This window comes from Lysinibacillus fusiformis (genome assembly GCF_003049525.1).
GTDB classification, from domain to species: Bacteria; Bacillota; Bacilli; order Bacillales_A; family Planococcaceae; genus Lysinibacillus; species Lysinibacillus fusiformis.
The window spans coordinates 18,096-38,365 of sequence record NZ_PYWL01000010.1 but is presented as its reverse complement, the minus strand read 5'-3'; the positions used below and the strand labels follow the sequence as shown (position 1 = coordinate 38,365).

Below are 20,270 nucleotides of genomic sequence, written 5' to 3'. Positions count from 1 at the left end.
ACCCCTTGAATTTATATTACTTTGTTGTAATTAATAATCTCGGTAATGCGCCAAGTAACTTTTCTCTCGTAAAGGCATCGCTATAATTCCACTTTGTTGCATCTACTAAATATACGTGGTTTTTCTGTACAGCCTTGAGATCCTTCCAAATATCGCTATTCATTAATTCCATCGTGGCCATTTGCGAGTCGGGTTTATCCGATAAGAGCAGGAAAATTCGATCACCAACATACTTTGGTAAGTGATCTATCGGTATTTCTTTATATCCATTGCCTGATTGAAGCAATTTTTTAACTTGCTGGTGAGGCTGAAATCCATCTGGATGAAAAAGAGCAGGGGATAGACCTGTACAGCCCATGACATAAAGGCGTTTACCATGATCAAAGGTCAAGACCGTTGCTGTTTCGCCCGGGTCTATGACTGATTGGAGCTTTTGCCACATTGATTTTTCTTGGACTTTATAGCGGGCTAGCCAATCTTCTGCTCGTTGTTGTTGGCTAAGCCATTGTCCTAATAGAAGGATGCGTTCCTCTAACGAATCCCAAGAATTTAAGGTAATAGTTGGAGCAATTGATGATAGTGCTTGATATTGCTGCTCATCATTATTTGTAAAGATAATTAAATCTGGATTTAGCTTCGAAGATTTTTCAAGATTAATGGGAAAGGCCACATCTTGAATAGAAGGAACATGGTTTTTATAAAAGGATTTACTTATAGACTTCTTGTCACCGCCTATTGGCTGAACATCAAAGATCAGCATATCCCCAAACGTTTCTCCGTGATAAATAATCCGGTGGGGGGCGGATGGGATCATGACTTCATGTCCAGTCCAATCTTTTACCACTGTTCGTCGCCTATATTGTCGTGCAAACTGTTTTGGCGGAATACCGATCACCTGTCGGAAGCGGCGATTAAAATAATATTCATCATCAAATCCAACTTGTTGTGCAATATCCTTTAATGGCTCATTAGTTTGTAGTAATAATTCCTTTGCGTTTGTAAGACGTAATTCTGTAATATAATCTAGCGGCTTCTTCCCTGTTAAAGTTTGAAAGATTGTACTATATTGCCATTGGGCGATATGAGCAAGTTCAGCTAGCATCTTAACTGTTAAAGGCTGTTGATAATATTTATGTATATAGTTGATCGTTTCCTCGACTGCCTTCGTCATAGTTAATTGGACATTTCTATGAAGCTGATGTTCAAATAATAAATGTAATAGTTCATATAAAACGCCTTGCTGTTTAAAATAATCCGATTTGGTCTTTAATTGATATAGATCTTCTGTAAGACGGATAAACCGTGTATTCGGATAAACGGTATGCTCCACTTCAGCAGAAAAAATAGGCCCTAGATAAGGAGAAGGTAGCTCCTGTTGTAGCTGGAAAGCTGTAAAGGTTATTTTATAGAAACAGAATTCATTTGTTAGAGCCGATAAATCGATCATGGAATGAGGTTGTATAAGAAAAATCTTTCCTTTGGTCACCAAATAGGGATTGTCATCTATCGTTAATGTCCCACAGCCATCCGTAAAAAGTATCATCGTATGGTGTGATGGGCAAATAAAAGGGTAGCTCTGTGAAATACAGTCAATATCTACTAAATGAAATAATAAATTATGACTAAAAGAATGATTGTCTTCCATTTATTCACGTCCTTGCTAAATGAAAATGATTATCAATTAACTTTATTGTATAAAAAGTAAAGAGACATTTCAACAAAGATGAAATGTCTCTTTAAATCTATTTTTTTAACATAGTAGGTAATTCTGTTAATAACCATTCTCTAGTTGAGGCATCGCTATCACTTTTCTGAATATCAATCGTGTATACATGCCCATTTTTAACTGCAGGTAAGCTTTTCCAAATAGGGCTGTCCATCATTTCTTTTGTCGATTGTTTCGCTTCATCAGTTACTGGCGTTAGGATGAAAATTCGATCGCCAGCATATTCAGGAAGAAGCTCTGTAGAGATTTCAGCAAAGCCTGTTCCATCATCAAGTATTTTTTGAATCTTATCACCAGGCTTAAGAACATTTGAATCGTATAAAACTTGAGAAAGCCCTGCACGTGCCATTACAAATAATCGATCTCCTGGGTAGTATGTTAATACAGATGCAGTTTCATCTGGTTTAACAGTCCCAACAGCCACAAGCGACTCCCACATTTTATCCGCCTTATCAGTATAATCCTCTATCCATTGAGCTGCTTCTTCTTTTTTATTAAGTATATCGCCCAGTTCCGTTAAACGTTGGTTCAATGGGGCGAACGTATCAAACACTATAGTTGGAGCGATTTTAGAAAGCTGGGAATATGTCTTTTCATCAGATGTACCAATAATAATAAGGTCTGGCTTTAATGATAATGTTTGCTCTACATTAATCGGAAAACCAACGTCCTCTACATCTTTTACACGATCTTCCCAAGCATAATCAGTAATCCATGAGAATCCTGCACCAACTGTTTTGATATTTAATGCAAGCACATCCCCGTATCCTTCGCCATGATAAACTACTCTCTCAGGATTCACAGGGATTTCTACCTCATGACCTAAATAATCCTTATAAATACGTGTTGTCGGTTCTGCCGTTGCTGTCTCTTTTCGATTAGTCTCTTCATTGTTAGAACCACAAGCAGCCAATAGGACTCCAACCAGTAGTAAGAGGCTACAAATGAGCATATGTCGGTTTAATTTTTTCATATCTTTTCCTCCGTAATTGATAATCATTATCATAAGTTAGCATAATTTAAACCTTATCTTAGAACAATGGACAAACTAAATATAGGTCATTGAGGTTTATCCAAAAATCGCATTGATGATGTTTTACGACAGAAATTAAAATCCGTTTGACCGTATTATCATCCTTTAATCGGTAGAAAGTTAACCTTTTATTACACTATGATTCAACAATGAAAGGGGTTTAAGGATGAAAAAATTTTGGGTGTTCGTCATAACAGGTATGTTATTAATCGTCACGACTACAGGATTTGCTCGTATGTCATATGGTATTATTTTGCCTTTTATGCAGGAAGAAATGAGCTTCACAACCTCTCAATCTGGTTCTCTAGGTACGATATTATTTTTAGGTTATTTATTTACTGTAGGTATGTCAGGAATACTTACAATGCGTATTGGTGCAAAAAAAGTTCTATTAGTAGGAGGGGGCTGTGTCGTTTTAGGGTTAACGAGTCTAGTGTTCGTCACTAATTTTGGGTGGGCTGCTATTTCACTGTTTTTTGTCGGAGCAGGAAGTGCACTTGTGTATACACCATTATTATCGATAGCTGTTAGTTTATATCCCAAGAAACGAGGGATAGTGATGGGGCTGTTAATGAGCGGCGCTGGTATTGGGATGCTATTATCCGGTTTACTCGTACCATTTATGCTACAGCATTTTCCTGTATCAGGTTGGCGTGGAACTTGGCTAATATTCGCGTTTTTGACGGTGATTGTAATGTTGCTGGCTTTTTGGACCATAAAGCAACCGCATACTTCTAAAAAGGATATTACACAGGAACACATTGCGGTATGGCGCAGTAAAGGGCTGTATATAATAGCAGGAATTTATTTTGCAGTAGGTCTTGTCTATCTCATACCAAATATATATCAAACAAGCTATATGATGAATCTTGGTATGTCCAGTGCAACGGCAGGTACTGTGTATGCCATTGCAGGGATTGTTTCGATTGGAGGTGCACCGTTCTGGGGAATGCTAGCAGATAAAATGGGTGTTAAAAAGGCATTAATAATAGCATTACTATTATCGGTCGTTGGAGATTTATTGCCTATTATGTTAGTTAACATTAGAGGGTTTATAGTATCCTCTATAATTTGGGGATCATCACTTGGTGGTGTGCTGGTGTTAATACAAATGAAAGCCAGTCAAGAAGTGTCTCCTCAGAATGTTGCATCGGCTATTGGTTTTATTTCTATTTTTTATGCAGTGGGTCAAATGATAGGACCAGGCTTAGCTGGCTGGTTGATTGAGTATTTTGGTGGATTTTCAGTTGCATATGGCTTTGGAGCGATTATTTTCTTTTTATGTATAGTACTCGTATGTACATTGGTTGAAAAACAGAATGAAGAGGTATAATGTCATAGCTTAAAGATTGGACTTAGGTTATACTTTAGATAATTAATGATAATAATTCTCAATTGAAGTGCTAAGGAGATGGTGAACTCTATGAATGTGGACTTTCATCAAAATTTCACTCAATTTTTTCAGGCATTAAATGTACTAAAGCCACAGGAAACGTCCATACATTATATGGAATTCCAATCAACAATGAAGGAAGGGGCAATTCATCGTTTCTTGCCCCGTACAGATTTAGAAGTGGTTATATCAGATTATTCATTTCATCAAGACTATCAAATGAATATTTTAACAACGAAGCCAATGGTAGAAATAAGCTACTGCTTGCAGGGAACACGAAGAGTTCACATTTCTAATTGTGAATATAGGGTAAAGGCAGGGACATGCACACTGCAATTGATGGAATCTATAGAGGCAAATTTTTTATTTAATAAAGATGAGTCTTATCAGATGGTCAGTATTGGTATACCTGTAACAACGTTTAACCATTACATGAAAAAAATTAATGAGTATGATGGTGCTTCCAGCAGATTTTCAAGGATTCTTCGTGGGTCTCCTTATCGCTTGTTTCAAGAGAAAATAAACCCACCAGACTTGCTTATGGTAAAACAGCTTCTAGAAGCGATAGCAGCTAATCAGATAACTAATTTGCAATTAGAAAGCATAGCTTTACAGCTTTTAACAAGTACATTTCAGTCCTTTTTCCCTCAATCCATAAACCCGGTGGAATTCTCACGTGACGATAGAAACAAACTTTTTCAAGCACAAGCTATCATGGTTGAGAATATGATGAATCCTCCTTCTTTAATGGAGCTGTCTCGTTTAATTGGTTTAAATGATTTTAAGCTGAAAAAAGGCTTTAAAGAGATGTATGGTACAACAGTGTTTGGCTATTTACGTGAGAAGCGTTTGGAGCAGGCAAGTTTATTATTACAAAACGGAACCATGAATGTTATGGAAGTAGCTAATGCAGTGGGCTATTCTAATCCAAGTCATTTTGCTGAGGTGTTTAAGGAGAAATATGGGGTGAGCCCTCGAGACTTTTTAAAATATCGAACACAATAAAACCCTTCAGCATGTAAGGTAGCTGAAGGGGTATTTTTACTTAGCGATACTATTTAACACATTTTCAATGATTTGGCGATTAGCAATGGCCCCAGAATATAACCAGCTTGAGCTTTGGTCAAACTCATAAACATGGCCATTTTTAATGGCAGGTATATTTGCTAGGAGAGGATCATTTAGTAATGTAGAGCTGCCTGCACGATCACTGTTAATAACAAAGAGATAGTCAGCATCTATTTGTACGAATTTTTCTAAAGATACTTGTGACCAATCACCAGCAGCAGAGGCGGATACTTCTTTCACTAGGCTAGGTGTTTTCAGCCCAAGATCCTCATAAAGAACAATACCACTCGAGGCTGTATCACTTACCATATAAATTGTATTGTTAATATTCCAGATGACAGTGGCTGAAGGATTCCCCACCTTGTTGTGAATATCCTCTTTTGCCTCTTTAGCAAATTGATCATAATCTGTAAGAACTTCCTTTGCTTTATCTGTTTGATCGAAAATTTCTCCCACTTTCAGAAGCTTGTTACGCCAATTGTTATCTTCTGTTCCCATTACATATGTAGGCGCAATTTTCCTATATTGCTCGTATTTTTCACCTTCTGCGATTTCAGATGAACCAATTACAATTAAATCTGGATTAAAGCTTGTAACAGCTTCAAAGGGAAGATCAAACTCAATTGTTGGAATGTCCTTTAATGATTCCTGAAGGTAGTCTTGAATAGATGTCCCACCTTTTACTGACCATTGTGCTACTGGCTTAATGCCTAAAGCCACGAGGTGATCTTCTAGATAGGGAGCAATGATACGTTGAGGACTTTCGGAGACCGTTACTTCATGACCTAAAGAATCTGTTAACACGCGATTTGAATGATTAACTTTAGCCTTATCTGCTGAGGGAGATGATTGATTTCCACATGCAGCTAAGAGCATCGAAAAAAGGAGAATACCTGTGAATAAGGAATTCTTTTTAAAAAAATTTGTCAAAGCTAAAAGCCTCCCAATTCAATTGATTTCTATTATTCTATTCCATTATAATGAAAATGATAATCAATATCAATTAAGAGCTTAGGAGATAGAACTAGAATGTATAATGATAATCAGTTACTGTCCCATGTTTTTTATCAACCTATTCAAATTATGAAATTAGAAGAACTATTTTGTGCCAAAAAAGATCAGTCGGCATACCCTTTTATCATTGTACTTTATGAGGGTAATGCCTTGTGTACGCTACAAGGTAGGAAGCTTCAGCTTAGCTCAAATTCTGTTATGTTTGTGGATGATGTGGACGATTTCCATCTACTTAAAGCAAGCGGAAGTATAGGGGTTGTCATTCAATATCGTGCCTATGGCCCCAAATTGGTTAGTTTATTACAAGACACCACTTTAATGGAACATTGCTCATATCGTCTCATGGATTTAGTCAAGGAGATAGAAAGAGAAGCGAAAATTACAGTTGAAAGTAATCCGTTTCGTTTACAAAAACTATTTGGTGAAATGTTAGAAGAACTGTACCACCATTTACGTACTCACAAACAACAAGAAGATTTGTGGATTGATAGGGTACTTAATTATATGAATCTACATTTCAATGAAGACTTAACAAGAGAGCAAATGGCTGAAAAAGCACAGGTAAGTCCCGAACATTTTTCTCGTACGTTTCATAAGCACACTGGATATACGTATAGCGAATATTTAACATTATTAAGAATAAGGGAATCTCAGAAAAAACTATTATTAGGGATGCCAAAATTAGATGATTTAGCCCAAGTAGTAGGCTACAGAGAGGGGACCTATTTAAGCCGGAAATTTAAAGAAATTGTCGGTGTATCGCCTACAGTTTATTATCAAAAATCGAAGCGTCTCATTGTACTCAATGCCAATCATACTGCCTGCTTACTGGCATTAGGTATTACGCCAGTGTTAGGGGTGTACTCCCCATTTTTAGAGAATATCAAGTCTGTTCCTTCCTCACAGAAATTGAAGGGCTATGAGTATGATATTACTTCAAATTATAAAGAGATAGCCGTAGCATGTCCAGATGTCATTATTAACTACAGTGGTGGCAAAGAAAAACAATCTTTACTGTCTTTAGCCCCTATATTCGAGCTGCCATGTAGACAGTTAAGTTGGCGAGAGCAATTTGAGCTTATTGCCAATTTAGTAGATAGACGAGAAGTGTATAATCATTGGCTTCAGCAATATGATGACCAGGTAGCTCAATGCAATCAACTTCTTGATCCACAGCTTGGGGCAAGGGGTACTGCTATTGTTTGGGAAATAGGTAGTCAAGCAGCTTATTGTATAAATAGCAGTCATGGAAGGGGGAGTCATATATTATACGAAGATTTAGGGTTTAGTAGACCAGATGAGATTGTCACACATAATATAGAAAAAACAGGGTATTTAACAGTAGATATTGAAGAAATCGTTCATTTTCCAGCTGATTATATATTTGTAACGGCTCTTCCTACAAAAGATTTCGGAAAAGAGTGTCTATTAACTGTATTACACTCAGAAAAATGGCAGTCACTTGCTGCTGTGCAAAAGAAGCAGGTGTATTTTATTAATCAGTATGAATTATTTTATGGATATGACCCTTTATCTACAGCAGCTCAATTGCAAAAACTGATGGAAGTACTGACATCATAAAATTACAGGGCAATACATCACTTTCATGCATAGACAGATATTTGTCATTCTTCTACAATTATTGAGAATGATTATCAATTAATGTGTATGGAGGGAAAAAATGCTTAAACAAAATAGAAAATTCTTAACGCCACTGTTTCTTCTATTACTTCTACTGTTAACGGCTTGTGGAGAAAAGGAAAAGACCGCTAGTCCAGCTACAGAACAAGATACTAAAGAAGCAGAGACAAAAACGATTCAGACGACAAATGGTGAGATTGTTATTCCGACTAATCCACAACGTATTGTAGCAGAGGAATATATTGCGAGTTTACTTGTATTGGACGTCAAACCAGTGGGAGCCCCTGGGCTAGCTCTTAAAAACTATTATTTAAAGGAAGCATTGAAAGGTGTAGAAGATATCGGTGTATATGGGAAACCGTCGACTGAGAGGATTTTAGGACTCAAACCGGATTTGATTATTACTGGTAATGGAGAAAACTATGATGCTTTAAGTAAAATTGCTCCAACTGTAGTTATCCCATACGGGGAATTGAAAAATGCACATGAGGAGCTTACATATTTCGGTGAGTTACTTGGAAAAGAGCAAGAAGCAAAGGATTGGCTCTCCCAATATGATCAAAAAATTGCCGATGCAAAAGCACAGGTAGATGCGATTATTCCAGAGGAAGCGAGTTTTTCCATTATTGAAGATGCAGGCAAATCTATTTATGTTTATGGTGACAACTTTGGACGTGGAGGACAGCCAGTTTATCAGTCATTTGGTCGAAAGCCACCTGCAAATGTAGCAGAAGAAATTATGGAAAAGCAGTGGGCTGAGATTTCCGAAGAGATACTAGCAGATTATGCAGGAGACTACATTATTTTAACTTCAAATGATAGAACTGTTGAAGATTTTAAGAAAGATCCAATATGGGGCAGCCTGCCAGCTGTAAAAAATGATAATCTTTATGTTTGGCCTGAGGAACGTTCATGGTATTATGACCCAACAGCAGTCTTGGCGCAAGTTGAGGAATTAACAAATTGGCTAACGAATAAAAAATAGTAGAAAATGGTGATTGATTATTTAGTTTAACCGTCTCAATTAAGAAACTTATAGAAGCATCTTTCCTAGTGAAGATGCTTCTTTTTATTATTACATTTTTAGATATTATTGAGAATGTTTATCATTTATAATATTTACAAGGGGGCCATTCTATTATTTGACTTGAAAGGTGTGTATACAAACAGTGAATATAGATGATCATATCCTTCTGTGGAAGTCTGCTACTATCCAAGTGTTTGATATACGGTATATCAAGATACATGGTGATGAGCAGCCTAGCTCATTTCGTTTACCAGCTAGCGGTTTCCTGTACGCTATCAAAGGGAAAGCTAATGTAATATTAGACAATAAATCTTATATGATAGAAAGTTTTAATATAGCGCATGCTGGCAAAGGAAGCTGCCTACATATTAGTGCTGTAGAAGATAGTTTAGAGTACTACTTAATTCTCTACAAAGCGACGTTGCCTATTACATCTAGAAAAGGCATGCTAGCGCTATGGGAAAGGGAAAAACCTGTTCAGCTTCAATATGCTTTTCAAGTTACAAATGCACTCACATTACAGGAAAAAATAGAAACTATGCATCGAGAGTGGCTCAAACAGAACAATATAGGGCATTTCCATGTCAAATCACTTTTCTACCAAATTATTTATGAACTTTTGCAGCAATTACATCAACAGCATGTCAATGTTCAACAGCCAGATCCTGTGGAGCAAATTCAAAATTATATAGACGAATATTACAATCTACCGATTACTCGAGAATCACTTGCCCAAATGTTGAATTATAGTGTGCCCTATATAGCTAAGCAATTTAAACAAAAGACGGGTAGAAGTATTATTGATTATCTTATTCAAATAAGAATTCAAAAAGCGCGGCAGTTATTAATACATACAACTTTAAGCTTGCAAGAGGTTGCTTCGAGTGTTGGCTATGAAGATGTTTCTTATTTTATCCGTATTTTTAAAAAGCACAGTGGTCTAACCCCCATGAAATTTAAGCAGCAACCAAAACAACATAAATCGTATCGTCCTATGTATCGGCTTTCTTTGTCTAATGATAAAAAGTGGATACAACATTATATTGATAATGATAATTATTATCAATATAAACAAAAAGGAGATTTACTGATGAATAAAAAGACAAAGTCCTCTATGATGACGACTTTATTGCTATGCTTCACTTTATTGCTAAGTGCATGTTCTGGTAGTGCTATGAATACTACCAATAATGTGGAGACAAAGGCGGCAACCAATCAGGCTGCGGAAGTGCAGTCCACAACGAAAATCGTTTCTACTGTGAAAGGGGATGTAGAAATTCCAGTTGACCCGAAACGTGTCGTAACGGATACGTACCCTGGTTTTTTATTGACCTTGGGCATAAAACCAGTAGGTACACAGGAGCTTTATATGAAAAGCCCTTATTTAAAAGACCATAACGAAGGAATTACTTATTTTGAGGATTCCCTTGAAGCCGTAGTAGATTTGAAGCCAGACCTTATTATTACAGGTGATGAAAAGAAATATGAAGCCTTTTCTAAAATAGCCCCTACTGTTTTAATACCGTTTACTTTAGAAATGGATGAGACATTGGAGGAGTTTAGTAGAATATTAGATAAAGAGGAAGAAGTGAAGGCATGGTTAGATGACTATCATCAGAGAGTAGCAAAAGCCAAACAAACCGTTCAAAATATTATAAGCAAGAATCAAACTGTTACTATTTTAGCTGGCGGGGCAAAAAATGATATAACATTATACGGTAATGGTTATACAGGGCGGTCATTTTATGATGGGCTTGGACTAACGCCGCCATCAAAAGTAATAGATGATATTGATCCTGAAAAGCCTTGGTTGCAATTATCCCCTGAATTACTTACAGAATATGCAGGTGATTATATTTTTATGGCAGTTGATAAAGCAACAGAAACATATGATTATAAAAGTGAACCTGTTTGGAAAACACTTGATGCTGTACAAAATGATCAAATTTTCGAAATCGATGGATGGAGTTTCTGGTTTTCAGATCCAATTTCTATACTTGGGCAAATCGAAGAAGTAACGGAAATGATAGTCCAACAAGTTAAAAGAAATTAAAGATAAGTTCAAAATCACTCTAGCCTTGTATTGCCAGAGTGATTTTTCTATTAATATCTATTTATTAAAAAATATAATTGAGAACTATTATCAATTATAATAAACTTGGAGTAGCTGAATGGAAAGGAATGATAAAGAATGCTACCTGATGAGGAGTTTCTATTTCTTTGGAATCATGCCACGACAAAAATACTAGATATACGTTATGAGCTATTCAAACCTGAGGAAATTGGTAAATTGTATAAATTACCTGCTAATATGTTTCTTTATGCTACAGGAGGTAGTGCAGATATCTATATAGACTTAAACAAATATACACTAGAGGGCTTTCATCTTATCCACAGTGGGAAGGGCTCTACTCTGCAAATCATGGCTAAAGATAAAGGGTTTGAATACTATATGGTATTCTATCGAGCCTTTATTCCTTTAACTTCTAATAAAAGGGTAGTAGCGGCCATGTATAGAAATAATCCTTTCAAATATCAATACGGTTTTGTACCAAGCTCACCTGTTACTATGTTCGAAAAAACACATCAAATGTATAGTAAATGGAGAAATGCCGGTAATCTAGATAAATTTACAGTTAAATCACTATTTTATCAATTTTTAAATGAAATTTTTATACAGTTAGATCAAGAGAGTCTCGACATCCCAAAGTTGAATGTCTCTTATCAAATTCAAGCATACATAGAAGAAAACTTCGCAAAACCATTGACGTTAGACACAATTGCCAAGGCATTACGTTATAGTCCATCACATTTATCTATTCAATTCAAGCAACAGATAGGCTGTAGTCCTATTGAGTATTTAATTCAGCTAAGAATCGGAAAGGCGTCCACTTTGCTTGTGGAGACAGATGCTAGCTTACGTGATATAGCTATGAGCGTCGGCTATCATGATGTTTATTATTTTAGTAGACTATTCAAAAAAAGAGTAGGGATCTCACCCATAAAGTTTCGTCAAAAAGAACAAATAGATCGTCTAGTAAAAGATAGTCCTTCAATGTCTGAAAGATACTCCATTGTCGATTGGAACTTCCAAGATTATATTGAGAATGGTTATCAATATAAAGGGAGGAAGTATGAATCAATGAATAAAAGAGGAGTATCAACTATTGCAACACTTTTTCTATGCTTAACACTTTTATTAAGCGCTTGTAGCAACGGAACATCTACGAATACGGGGGGCGAGGGAAATAAGACCTCTGTTGCACAAACAGCAATTAAATCACAAACAAAGGTTGTATCCACTATTAAAGGGGACGTTGAAATACCCGTTAATCCTGAGCGAGTAGTTGTGATGTATTATACTGGTGACGTCCTAGCATTTGGTGTAACACCTGTGGGTTCTTCTAAGATACAGGAGGGCGCTGCATTTGAGGAGGAATTAAAAACAGTCGAAAGTTTAGGTGAATGGTTTGAGCCGAATGTTGAGGCAGTGATTCAATTAAAGCCGGATGTCATCATTATTCCAAAGAATGAAGAACTATATGGCCAGATGAAAAAAATAGCTCCAACTATTGTGATAGATGACGCCACAACATCTTTAGATCAACGTTTAGAAAAAATTGGTGAAGTGCTGGGGAAAGAGAAAGAAGCAAAAGATCTTTTGACTAATTTTTATACAAAAGTAGAAGACAGTAAAGAACAGCTAAAAGCGGTGGGTGTATTAGATAAAACAGTTAGTATTATGGAAGGCGGCAAAGGGAAAATGTCAGTTGTAACAAGTTATACCTTTGGACGTGGTTCTCAAGCATTGTATGAATATTTAGGAATGCGTGCGCCAGAAATTATTCAACAGAAAATAGATGATAAGAATAATACTCAGGAGGCGATAGATGTATCCTTAGAAGTATTAACGGAGTATGCAGGAGATTATGTTTTTCGTTCATCGTATGAAGGGATGGTAGATTTAACTGACCATCCAGTTTGGTCCGCTATTCCAGCTGTTAAAGAAGGCAGACTTGTGGAAATTGATTTTGGTTTTTGTTACTACAATGATATATATTCATTAACTAAACAGCTTGATTTCATTGTAAATCGTCTATTAGCTACAGTAAATTAAATAAATGGTGCCTCATAAATGGACAACAGGTTAAGGGGGCGCTTTAAGAAAGCACTAAAGAAACCTTTGAAATGGGTATCTTTAGTGCTTTAAAATGTTTAATTTCTAATGATTTGGAATGTCCCAGGTGTCATTGTTGGGATAATATGACGGTTTCCACTAACGATATAGTCGGCTGGTACTTGCTTGCCAAAGTCATTTAAGTGGTTGATCGATGAGTTTGCTGATAAACCTTCAATAATAATCTCCATGTTCGCATCGAATGTAACTTGCTTTTTATTTAATGTAGCCTGAAGAGTAATGCGATCTCCCCTTTTTGTTACTTGAATGTCGATTACACCTTCATCTTCATTGATTAATGTATAAAGTGGCGGAATGATAATTGTTATTTTATCCTTTGTTGTTAAAATAAAGCGTTCTGTATCAATCTCGGAATCAGAAACATTTATTTTGGCTTTATAAATATTCTTGCTTTTCGTCATAGCCGTTGTTTTACCTGGTATAGCTACCATATCTGATAGTACAGGTGTTTTAGGGACGTTCCCTTTTGAAGGGAGTGTATATTTCCCTTGGACAAAATCAACCAAAGTCCAAACATTTGGCACGAGTTGCTGCTGTACAGGTGTTAGAGCTTCAAAAGCCGTCTTTACTTCTTGTACATCCTGCGGAGTAGAGGTTTTTGGTGATAGAGCTGCAATGGCACTTTCTACAGCCTTAGCAGCAGCCTTATCCTTCAATACAAGTTGTTCAGCGTCAAGTAGAAGTTGTTCAACCCCAGTAGGTAAAGAAACATATGAAAACCTACGTAAGGCATATAGCTCTGCTCGAGCATCAGCTACATCTTTATGGAAAGTTGGACGAGATGAATTAATTAGTTGAATTTTATTTACTACTTTATCAACTGATGTATTAGGCGCAATATATGATGTTAATATTTTTTGCGCGGCTGCACTTACAAAAGTTTTTTGTGCTGCATTTAAGGTATTATACCAATCTCTTGTTTCCATGACATTTTGATAATAATTAACAGCTGTAGATTCTACTGAATATAACTTTTCCTCAATTTGTGCTGCCAGTTTACGGTAAGAAATCCTTGTCTGTTGATGTGCTGACAATGTGGAATAGTTTGTTACATACTGTTTTTCCAGCTCTGTTAGTGCATTGTAGGCCTTAAGTGCTGCCTCCAAATTTACTTGGAAGGTAGAGGTTGTGTAGTTAATATTGTTAATCAATTGTATAACATTTGACACGTTAGAATTGTAGTAAGAAGTGCTGTATATGTATGCCACGCTTGGTTGTCCAGTCACATTAGCAGCAGATGCTGGTGCACTATAAAGGAGCGATGGGACCGCCACTAAAGACAGCAGAGCTAATTTTTTTTTATTTTTCATACTATGAGATGCCTCCTAATTATATTATTCGAAACGGAAATCTATCCAATATATGGGGTTGTATCAATTTTATCATAGCCTGGGATTTTTTTATGCATTTTTTGGCCGAATAGGTAGATTGGTTATGTGTTTTTAGTGAGAGTATATAACTTCAGTACCTATTTAAACGGCATCAAAAAAGAATTGTTTTGTTGTGGGACAAGTACTACCGGATAATAATGGGCTGTAATGACCGAAAATCATCTGACAGAGAGAATATAAAAATGAGCGGTTAGGCCAGTTTATTTTAATTTTTTTATGGTAAATAATAGAAGTTGTTAATAGTTAAAATATGGTTTTTTAGGAGGCGTGCTCTTTTTTATCCTATATCAGTAGATGTCTACAAATTGGATTATTTATCCTTCAAAAGTAATGCTATCTCTCAATTTTTTAGAAAAATAAACGATAATAAGTAAAGGAGTAGTTTTTAAGGAGGAGTAATAATGAGAATCGTGCTAGTAGATGATGAATATTTATCAATAACGAGATTAAAAACCTTGCTTGAAGAAAGTAAGGTTCCAGGGATAGAAGTAGTTGGAGAATACACCGATTCTCTAAAAGCGATGGATGAGATACAGAGTATACAACCAAGTGTTGTATTTTTAGATATAGTCATGCCGGATATGGATGGTTTAGCACTGGGGGAGAAAATTCAAGAATTATTGCCAGATGTAGAGATTGTTTTTACAACAGGGTTCGATCAATATGCTTTAGATGCCTTTAATTTACATGCTGTTGATTATTTATTGAAACCCATACAAATTTCACGTTTAGAAAAGACATTGGATCGTCTTGAACAGATCAATAATAAACACAAAAAAAGTTCAATGAACTCTACAATTATTAATCTATTTGGCGGGCTCCATGTCGTATCGCCAGACGGCCAAACACAAATTTTAAAATGGCGAACATCCAAAGCGAAAGAGTTATTTGCTTACTTACTTAATCACCGTGATGAAATTATATATCGTGATACCATTTTAGAGTTATTTTGGCCAGAGTCTGATAGAGATAAAGCATCGAAACAACTTTATACGGCCATTTATACAATACGTCAAACATTAAAAAACTATGGGCTGGAAGGTGTGCAAATTTCAAGTCCATTGCTCAATTCAGGCTATAAACTTTTGTTGGAACAAACTGTTGTAGATGTAGAACAATGGCTGTCTAGCTTGAAAGCTTTACCTTCACTAGAAAAGTCAACCGTGGATCAGCATGAACAAGTATTCCAAATGTATACTGGTGATTATTTAGGCGATTGTGATTATCTATGGGCAGAAAGTGAGAAAGAGCGTTTAAGGCGACTATGGTTACATCATGCCCATCAGCTTAGTGAATTTTATATAACAAATGAAAACTATTCAGCTGCTATTAAGGTACAGGAAACAGTTCAAGCTCTTTTTGCAGGTGAAGAGGAAAACTATTTCATCCTGATGAAACTTTACGATTTACTGAATAATGTAGCGGCTGTTGAGGAGCAATACTTACTGTTAAAAAAAGCGCTTCAGGAGCATTTGGCGGTGGAACCAAGTGAGGAAATTGAGAATTGGTATAAAAGATGGAAGCAGACCAATGCGCTAACGCACATGAATGTTTAACTATATAGAATAATGATTATAAAAAGGACTCTTGCAGTTTGCAGAGTCCCTAGATTGAAAAAAAAGCCATTGAGAAGTTAACGCAAGCTCGATGATATAGTTGTTCCTAGTTTTCGTCCTAACAGGTTTATGAAACTCATTGATCAAACGTTATATTCATTGATTTGTTTTGTCAGCATCATTGTTTTATTTCAAGCTGAAAGAATTTAATCTTTCCCTTTTTTATACTGGCCTTTATAGGTTGAAATAGCGGTGTTTAAATAATTAATGACATATGAGACTTCGTAGTCAGAGAAATAATTATTAGATAAAAACGTTTCAGCGTATGATACGGCCGAGTCGAAAATGTACCATTCCATATACGTTGTCCAATTGATATTAGATGATAAACCTGATCCATCCTCTGAAACAGTCACATACATCCCTTTTGCCTGATTAACAAGCGTTTGTAAGCTGTATTTATTACCATAATAATAATTATTATTATACTTATAAGCACTCTTATAAGTCCAAATAGCATTGTTTAAGTTATTGATAGCACTCGTAATATCAGTTTGAGTAGCGTAATAATTATTAACAACTGCTTGAGCAGCTGAAACTGCGGAATCTATAGCGTTCCTCTCAGCTTGCGTTGTCCATGGATTATTATGGTAAACATCTGAGCCCCACGAAACCGTTACATACTGAATTGAATTGATTAAAGATTGAAGAGTAGCTTTATCGCTATTGCCGTAGCCATAGCCATATTTTAAGCCGTACTTTTGAGCAGTTTGATAGACGGATAAAGCATTTCTGTATTGTGTAATAGCATTCTTTACTTGTTCTTGTGAGGCGCTATTGTTGTTTGCTACAGCTTTGGCGCTGGCCACAGCAGAATCAAAAATATTACGATCAACCTGCATTGTCCATTTGTCAGTTGTTAAAATATCGTATCCATTTATAGAAACCTGTACGTAAGGGGGGGATGCTAGTAGCGTAGTTAGCTCTTTTTTATCAATAACAGGTAGGGTAACGGATACGCTTTTATTGTCTACTTGTACTTTACCCACCTGGTGTCCAGAATTTAATGCTACTTTTGTTCCGCCTTTGACAATGATTTGTTCAATTTTGCCCTCGCCGAAAAGGTTGAAGTTTTCCTCTACATTGATCGTTAGCTTTTCCACATTTGCCTTCAACTCAAAAGTAGGAACTTTACCTCCTATATCAATTTTAGAAAGCGCTTGGTCAGAAGATATATTCACCTTCGTACGTGCTACATTGATAGTAGATGATTTCATATCTCTTAGCGTAACATACAGCCAGTCATTCTTCTTTATAATTAGTGGTTTTAGTGTAATCGTATCGCTCACAGAAACGTCATCAAGTGTAATAGCTTTTTTTACTCTGTTTGTAATGATTAGCTGACCATCAATCGTAATGTCTTGTATGTTTACATAATCTGCGTTCACAGTAACATCACCAGAAACATGAGCGTCACCCCCATCAAAATATACTGATTTTTTACTCGTACCAGCTTTATTTAATGTTAATGATGTCACATCAATAATTTGCTTGTTTTTTACGACAATGGTGGCCGATGCATTCGTTAATGCTGTTTTGTTTGAATGATCAAAAAGGGGCTTTAAATCATTGTGGATTCTAAATGTACCGTTTGTTGTAATGACCGTATCATTTGTAATGTTTTTAATCGTTACGGCATTGCCGACCACTTTTTTTGTTGCTGCAACTTGAAACTGTGCTTCATATAAGCTTGATTGATTTAGGGAAGAAGAGGCTTGTGCAGTAGCCACTGGTAATACTAGTGTCGCTGTCATAGCCGTGGCTATTAATGTTGATAGCGCTTTATTTGTCATGCAAGTCACTCCAATCATTTTATCTAATAGATAATATATCATATTTTACTATAATTTAGTATTTTAAGTGTATGTTTTACTAATTGTTGCAACTTGAATGAGTCATAAGTACTTTGAAATATATAAGAAAAATCTATTAATATGCCTGTATTTTTATCTATAATTATGTAAATTTCTACTTTATTCGCTAAATATTTTATTGAGATACGACCTTCCATCCATTATGATTATTTATAAAAGTGGGGTGTTTGTGATGAAGAAATCAAGAGGAATTGCATTGAAACTATCTTCCCTAATAATAGGATTGTTTCTAGTATTATTTTTATCCTATACAGTGACAACGGGGATGATTATAAAAAAGCAAAGTGTTAAAGATGCAGAGTATGGAACATTGCAAACGGCTGAATCATCAGCGGCTATTATGAGCGAGCGCTTTAAAAAAGCCAATACAACATTACAAACAACGAAACGGATCGTTGAAAGTATGGAGAAGAATAAGACGCTATCTACCAAAGGTGTTTTAGACATCATGGAAAATAATTTAGCCAATAATGATGATTTATTAGGGGTAGGAGCTATCTTTGAACAGAATTCTCTTATTGTAAACCCAAATGATGAGGCTACATTGGTAGATTCCAAAAAACGTTTTGGACCATACTTAAGTAAAAATGGTAATGAAATAACGACCACTCTTATTGAAGGTGTAGATGATAAAAATGTATCCCAATGGTACTGGGTGCCAAAAGAAGAGGGACGGACCGTTTTAACGGAGCCCTATGACTATAGTGTAAACGGTCAAACCGTACTAATGACCACAATTTCTGTACCATTAGTCAATGCTTCAGGGAAGTTTTTTGGTGTATTGACGGCGGATGTATCGATTGATTATTTAAATGAGCTGACAAAGTCTGTTGCTCCGGAAGGCGGCTATGCGGCAATTATTACAAATAACGGTGTACTAACAGCTAACAGCTTCGGTAAAGAGCTGGATGGGCAAAATATGCAAGACGACCCTGCTTGGACAAGCATAAGTAAGACAATGGAAAACGGCGAGCTAACAAGTATGTACATAGAGTCTAATGAACTAAAGGATCAAGCTTATAATGTGTTTGCTCCAATGATTTTAGAGGACATTGACGAAACTTGGACCGTTCAAATCGTATTAGCTGAATCAAAAATTTTAGAAACATATAACCATGTATTTATATATACGATTATAGCATCCATTATAATGGTAGCCTTGATGACTGCTGCAAGTGTACTATTTATTTACAAACAGTTAAAGCCGCTCAAGTTTTTACGTGCTTCAATTGAAACAGCAGCAGCAGGTGATTTAACACAAAAGGTAGAGGATAAATATATTAAACTAGATGAAATTGGGGCAGTCGCATTGGCCTATAATAATATGTTGGATAAAACTAATAGTGCTATTAAAGCGGTGTTAAACTCCACGACTCTATTGAACCAATCTTCTAACCAGGTACATGAGGCGTTTAATGAAATCGTGTCCTCTAGTCAAGAGGTATCAGTAGCCATTAATGAAATTGCACAGGGTGCATCGAAGCAATCAGAGGATACTGAAGAAACGAACTATCGTATGATGGATTTATCGGATCAAATAGACGCTATTACTGCGCTTTCGAATGAAATGGACGATTTATCCAACAAGACAAATGTGACAACAGAAAAAGGCATGCAAGAGGTTCTAAGTTTACATGAACATAATATAGAGACGAATGAGATGAACAGCCGTATTCAGCAGCAAATGGAATCGCTAGCTTCTAATATTGCCAATATTAATCAAATTATTGCCTCCATTCAAAGCATTACGGAGCAAACTAATCTATTAGCTTTAAATGCAAGTATTGAGGCTGCACGAGCTGGTGAGCATGGAAAAGGTTTTGCTGTCGTGGCGGAAGAAGTAAGAAAGTTGGCAGAGCAATCAAAAACTGAAACAGAAATTATTAAAAGCACGGTAGAAAGTATTTTAGAAAATTCTCAGCAAACAGTTGCAGTCATTGCATCAAATGCAGACTTAATGCAATCTCAAAATGAGTCCGTACAAAGCACGCAATTGGCCTTTAAAGATAATAGTGATTTGTCACGTGCAATTGCAACTTCTATTAGTGAACTAATGACACAGTTGTCTACTATGTTAGAGCATAAAAATCAAGCGATTATGTCCATTCAAAGTATATCGGCTATATCAGAGGAAACAGCGGCCTCTGCTGAGCAAGTAAGTGCCTCTGCAATGGACCAACAAGCAGAATTGCAAAAAGTGGCAGAGTCTATGCAAAATATGAATGATATCTCTAATGAACTGCAAGAGGTAGTTAATCTATTTAAGCTTGCGTAAAGAAAAAGGCTACC

Annotated in this window: 13 protein-coding genes; 8 read left to right on the top strand and 5 right to left on the bottom strand. The window is 36.1% G+C overall.

Translation table 11 applies throughout. The annotated features are described in order from the left end of the window. Nucleotides 1–16: 16 nt before the first annotated feature. Nucleotides 17–1,645, bottom strand: coding sequence for an ABC transporter substrate-binding protein (locus C9J29_RS18500; protein WP_089986915.1), 1,629 nt, complete (start codon nucleotides 1,643–1,645; stop codon nucleotides 17–19). Nucleotides 1,646–1,742: 97 nt separating this feature from the next. Beyond that, nucleotides 1,743–2,699, bottom strand: coding sequence for an ABC transporter substrate-binding protein (locus C9J29_RS18495; protein ID WP_107922587.1), 957 nt, complete (start codon nucleotides 2,697–2,699; stop codon nucleotides 1,743–1,745). A 226-nt stretch (nucleotides 2,700–2,925) separates the two neighbouring features. Between C9J29_RS18495 and C9J29_RS18490 the strand changes: the two genes are divergently transcribed. Both C9J29_RS18490 and C9J29_RS18485 read left to right on the top strand, forming a co-directional pair. Beyond that, a complete protein-coding gene (locus C9J29_RS18490; RefSeq protein WP_107922586.1) occupies nucleotides 2,926–4,092 on the top strand; it encodes an MFS transporter in 1,167 nt (388 codons plus the stop codon). Nucleotides 4,093–4,182: 90 nt separating this feature from the next. Next, on the top strand, nucleotides 4,183–5,157 hold the full coding sequence (locus tag C9J29_RS18485) for an AraC family transcriptional regulator (RefSeq protein ID WP_164908750.1): 975 nt from the start codon (nucleotides 4,183–4,185) through the stop codon (nucleotides 5,155–5,157). 36 nt (nucleotides 5,158–5,193) lie between these two features. Here the strand turns inward: C9J29_RS18485 and C9J29_RS18480 are convergent, their stop codons facing one another. Next, entirely contained in the window at nucleotides 5,194–6,150 is a 957-nt protein-coding gene (locus tag C9J29_RS18480) for an ABC transporter substrate-binding protein (RefSeq protein ID WP_089986918.1), read from the bottom strand. Between the two features lie 99 nt (nucleotides 6,151–6,249). Here C9J29_RS18480 and C9J29_RS18475 point away from each other — a divergent pair, with 99 nt between their 5' ends. The 4 genes from C9J29_RS18475 (at nucleotide 6,250) to C9J29_RS18460 (ending at nucleotide 13,019) form a co-directional block, all read left to right on the top strand. Further along, the gene (locus C9J29_RS18475; protein WP_107922585.1) at nucleotides 6,250–7,815 is read left to right on the top strand and encodes an AraC family transcriptional regulator; all 1,566 of its coding nucleotides are present in this window, start codon (nucleotides 6,250–6,252) and stop codon (nucleotides 7,813–7,815) included. 100 nt (nucleotides 7,816–7,915) lie between these two features. Then, nucleotides 7,916–8,860, top strand: coding sequence for an ABC transporter substrate-binding protein (locus C9J29_RS18470; protein ID WP_089986920.1), 945 nt, complete (start codon nucleotides 7,916–7,918; stop codon nucleotides 8,858–8,860). 184 nt (nucleotides 8,861–9,044) lie between these two features. Then, nucleotides 9,045–10,955 carry an AraC family transcriptional regulator gene (locus tag C9J29_RS18465; RefSeq protein ID WP_139207552.1) on the top strand — a complete coding sequence of 637 codons (1,911 nt, stop codon included), beginning with the start codon at nucleotides 9,045–9,047 and terminating at the stop codon, nucleotides 10,953–10,955. Nucleotides 10,956–11,093: 138 nt separating this feature from the next. Next, nucleotides 11,094–13,019: an AraC family transcriptional regulator gene (locus C9J29_RS18460; RefSeq protein WP_089986922.1), complete on the top strand. Its 1,926-nt coding sequence runs from the start codon at nucleotides 11,094–11,096 to the stop codon at nucleotides 13,017–13,019. A 98-nt stretch (nucleotides 13,020–13,117) separates the two neighbouring features. On the opposite strand, the gene C9J29_RS18455 is transcribed toward C9J29_RS18460, so the two are convergent. Beyond that, nucleotides 13,118–14,410: a hypothetical protein gene (locus C9J29_RS18455; RefSeq protein ID WP_089986923.1), complete on the bottom strand. Its 1,293-nt coding sequence runs from the start codon at nucleotides 14,408–14,410 to the stop codon at nucleotides 13,118–13,120. A gap of 482 nt (nucleotides 14,411–14,892) precedes the next feature. Here C9J29_RS18455 and C9J29_RS18450 point away from each other — a divergent pair, with 482 nt between their 5' ends. Further along, entirely contained in the window at nucleotides 14,893–16,047 is a 1,155-nt protein-coding gene (locus C9J29_RS18450) for a response regulator (protein WP_089986924.1), read from the top strand. A gap of 206 nt (nucleotides 16,048–16,253) precedes the next feature. On the opposite strand, the gene C9J29_RS18445 is transcribed toward C9J29_RS18450, so the two are convergent. Beyond that, entirely contained in the window at nucleotides 16,254–17,900 is a 1,647-nt protein-coding gene (locus C9J29_RS18445) for an S-layer protein (protein ID WP_164908751.1), read from the bottom strand. Nucleotides 17,901–18,153: 253 nt separating this feature from the next. Here C9J29_RS18445 and C9J29_RS18440 point away from each other — a divergent pair, with 253 nt between their 5' ends. Next, a complete protein-coding gene (locus C9J29_RS18440) occupies nucleotides 18,154–20,256 on the top strand; it encodes a methyl-accepting chemotaxis protein (protein WP_089986926.1) in 2,103 nt (700 codons plus the stop codon). The last annotated feature ends 14 nt before the right edge of the window (nucleotides 20,257–20,270 follow it).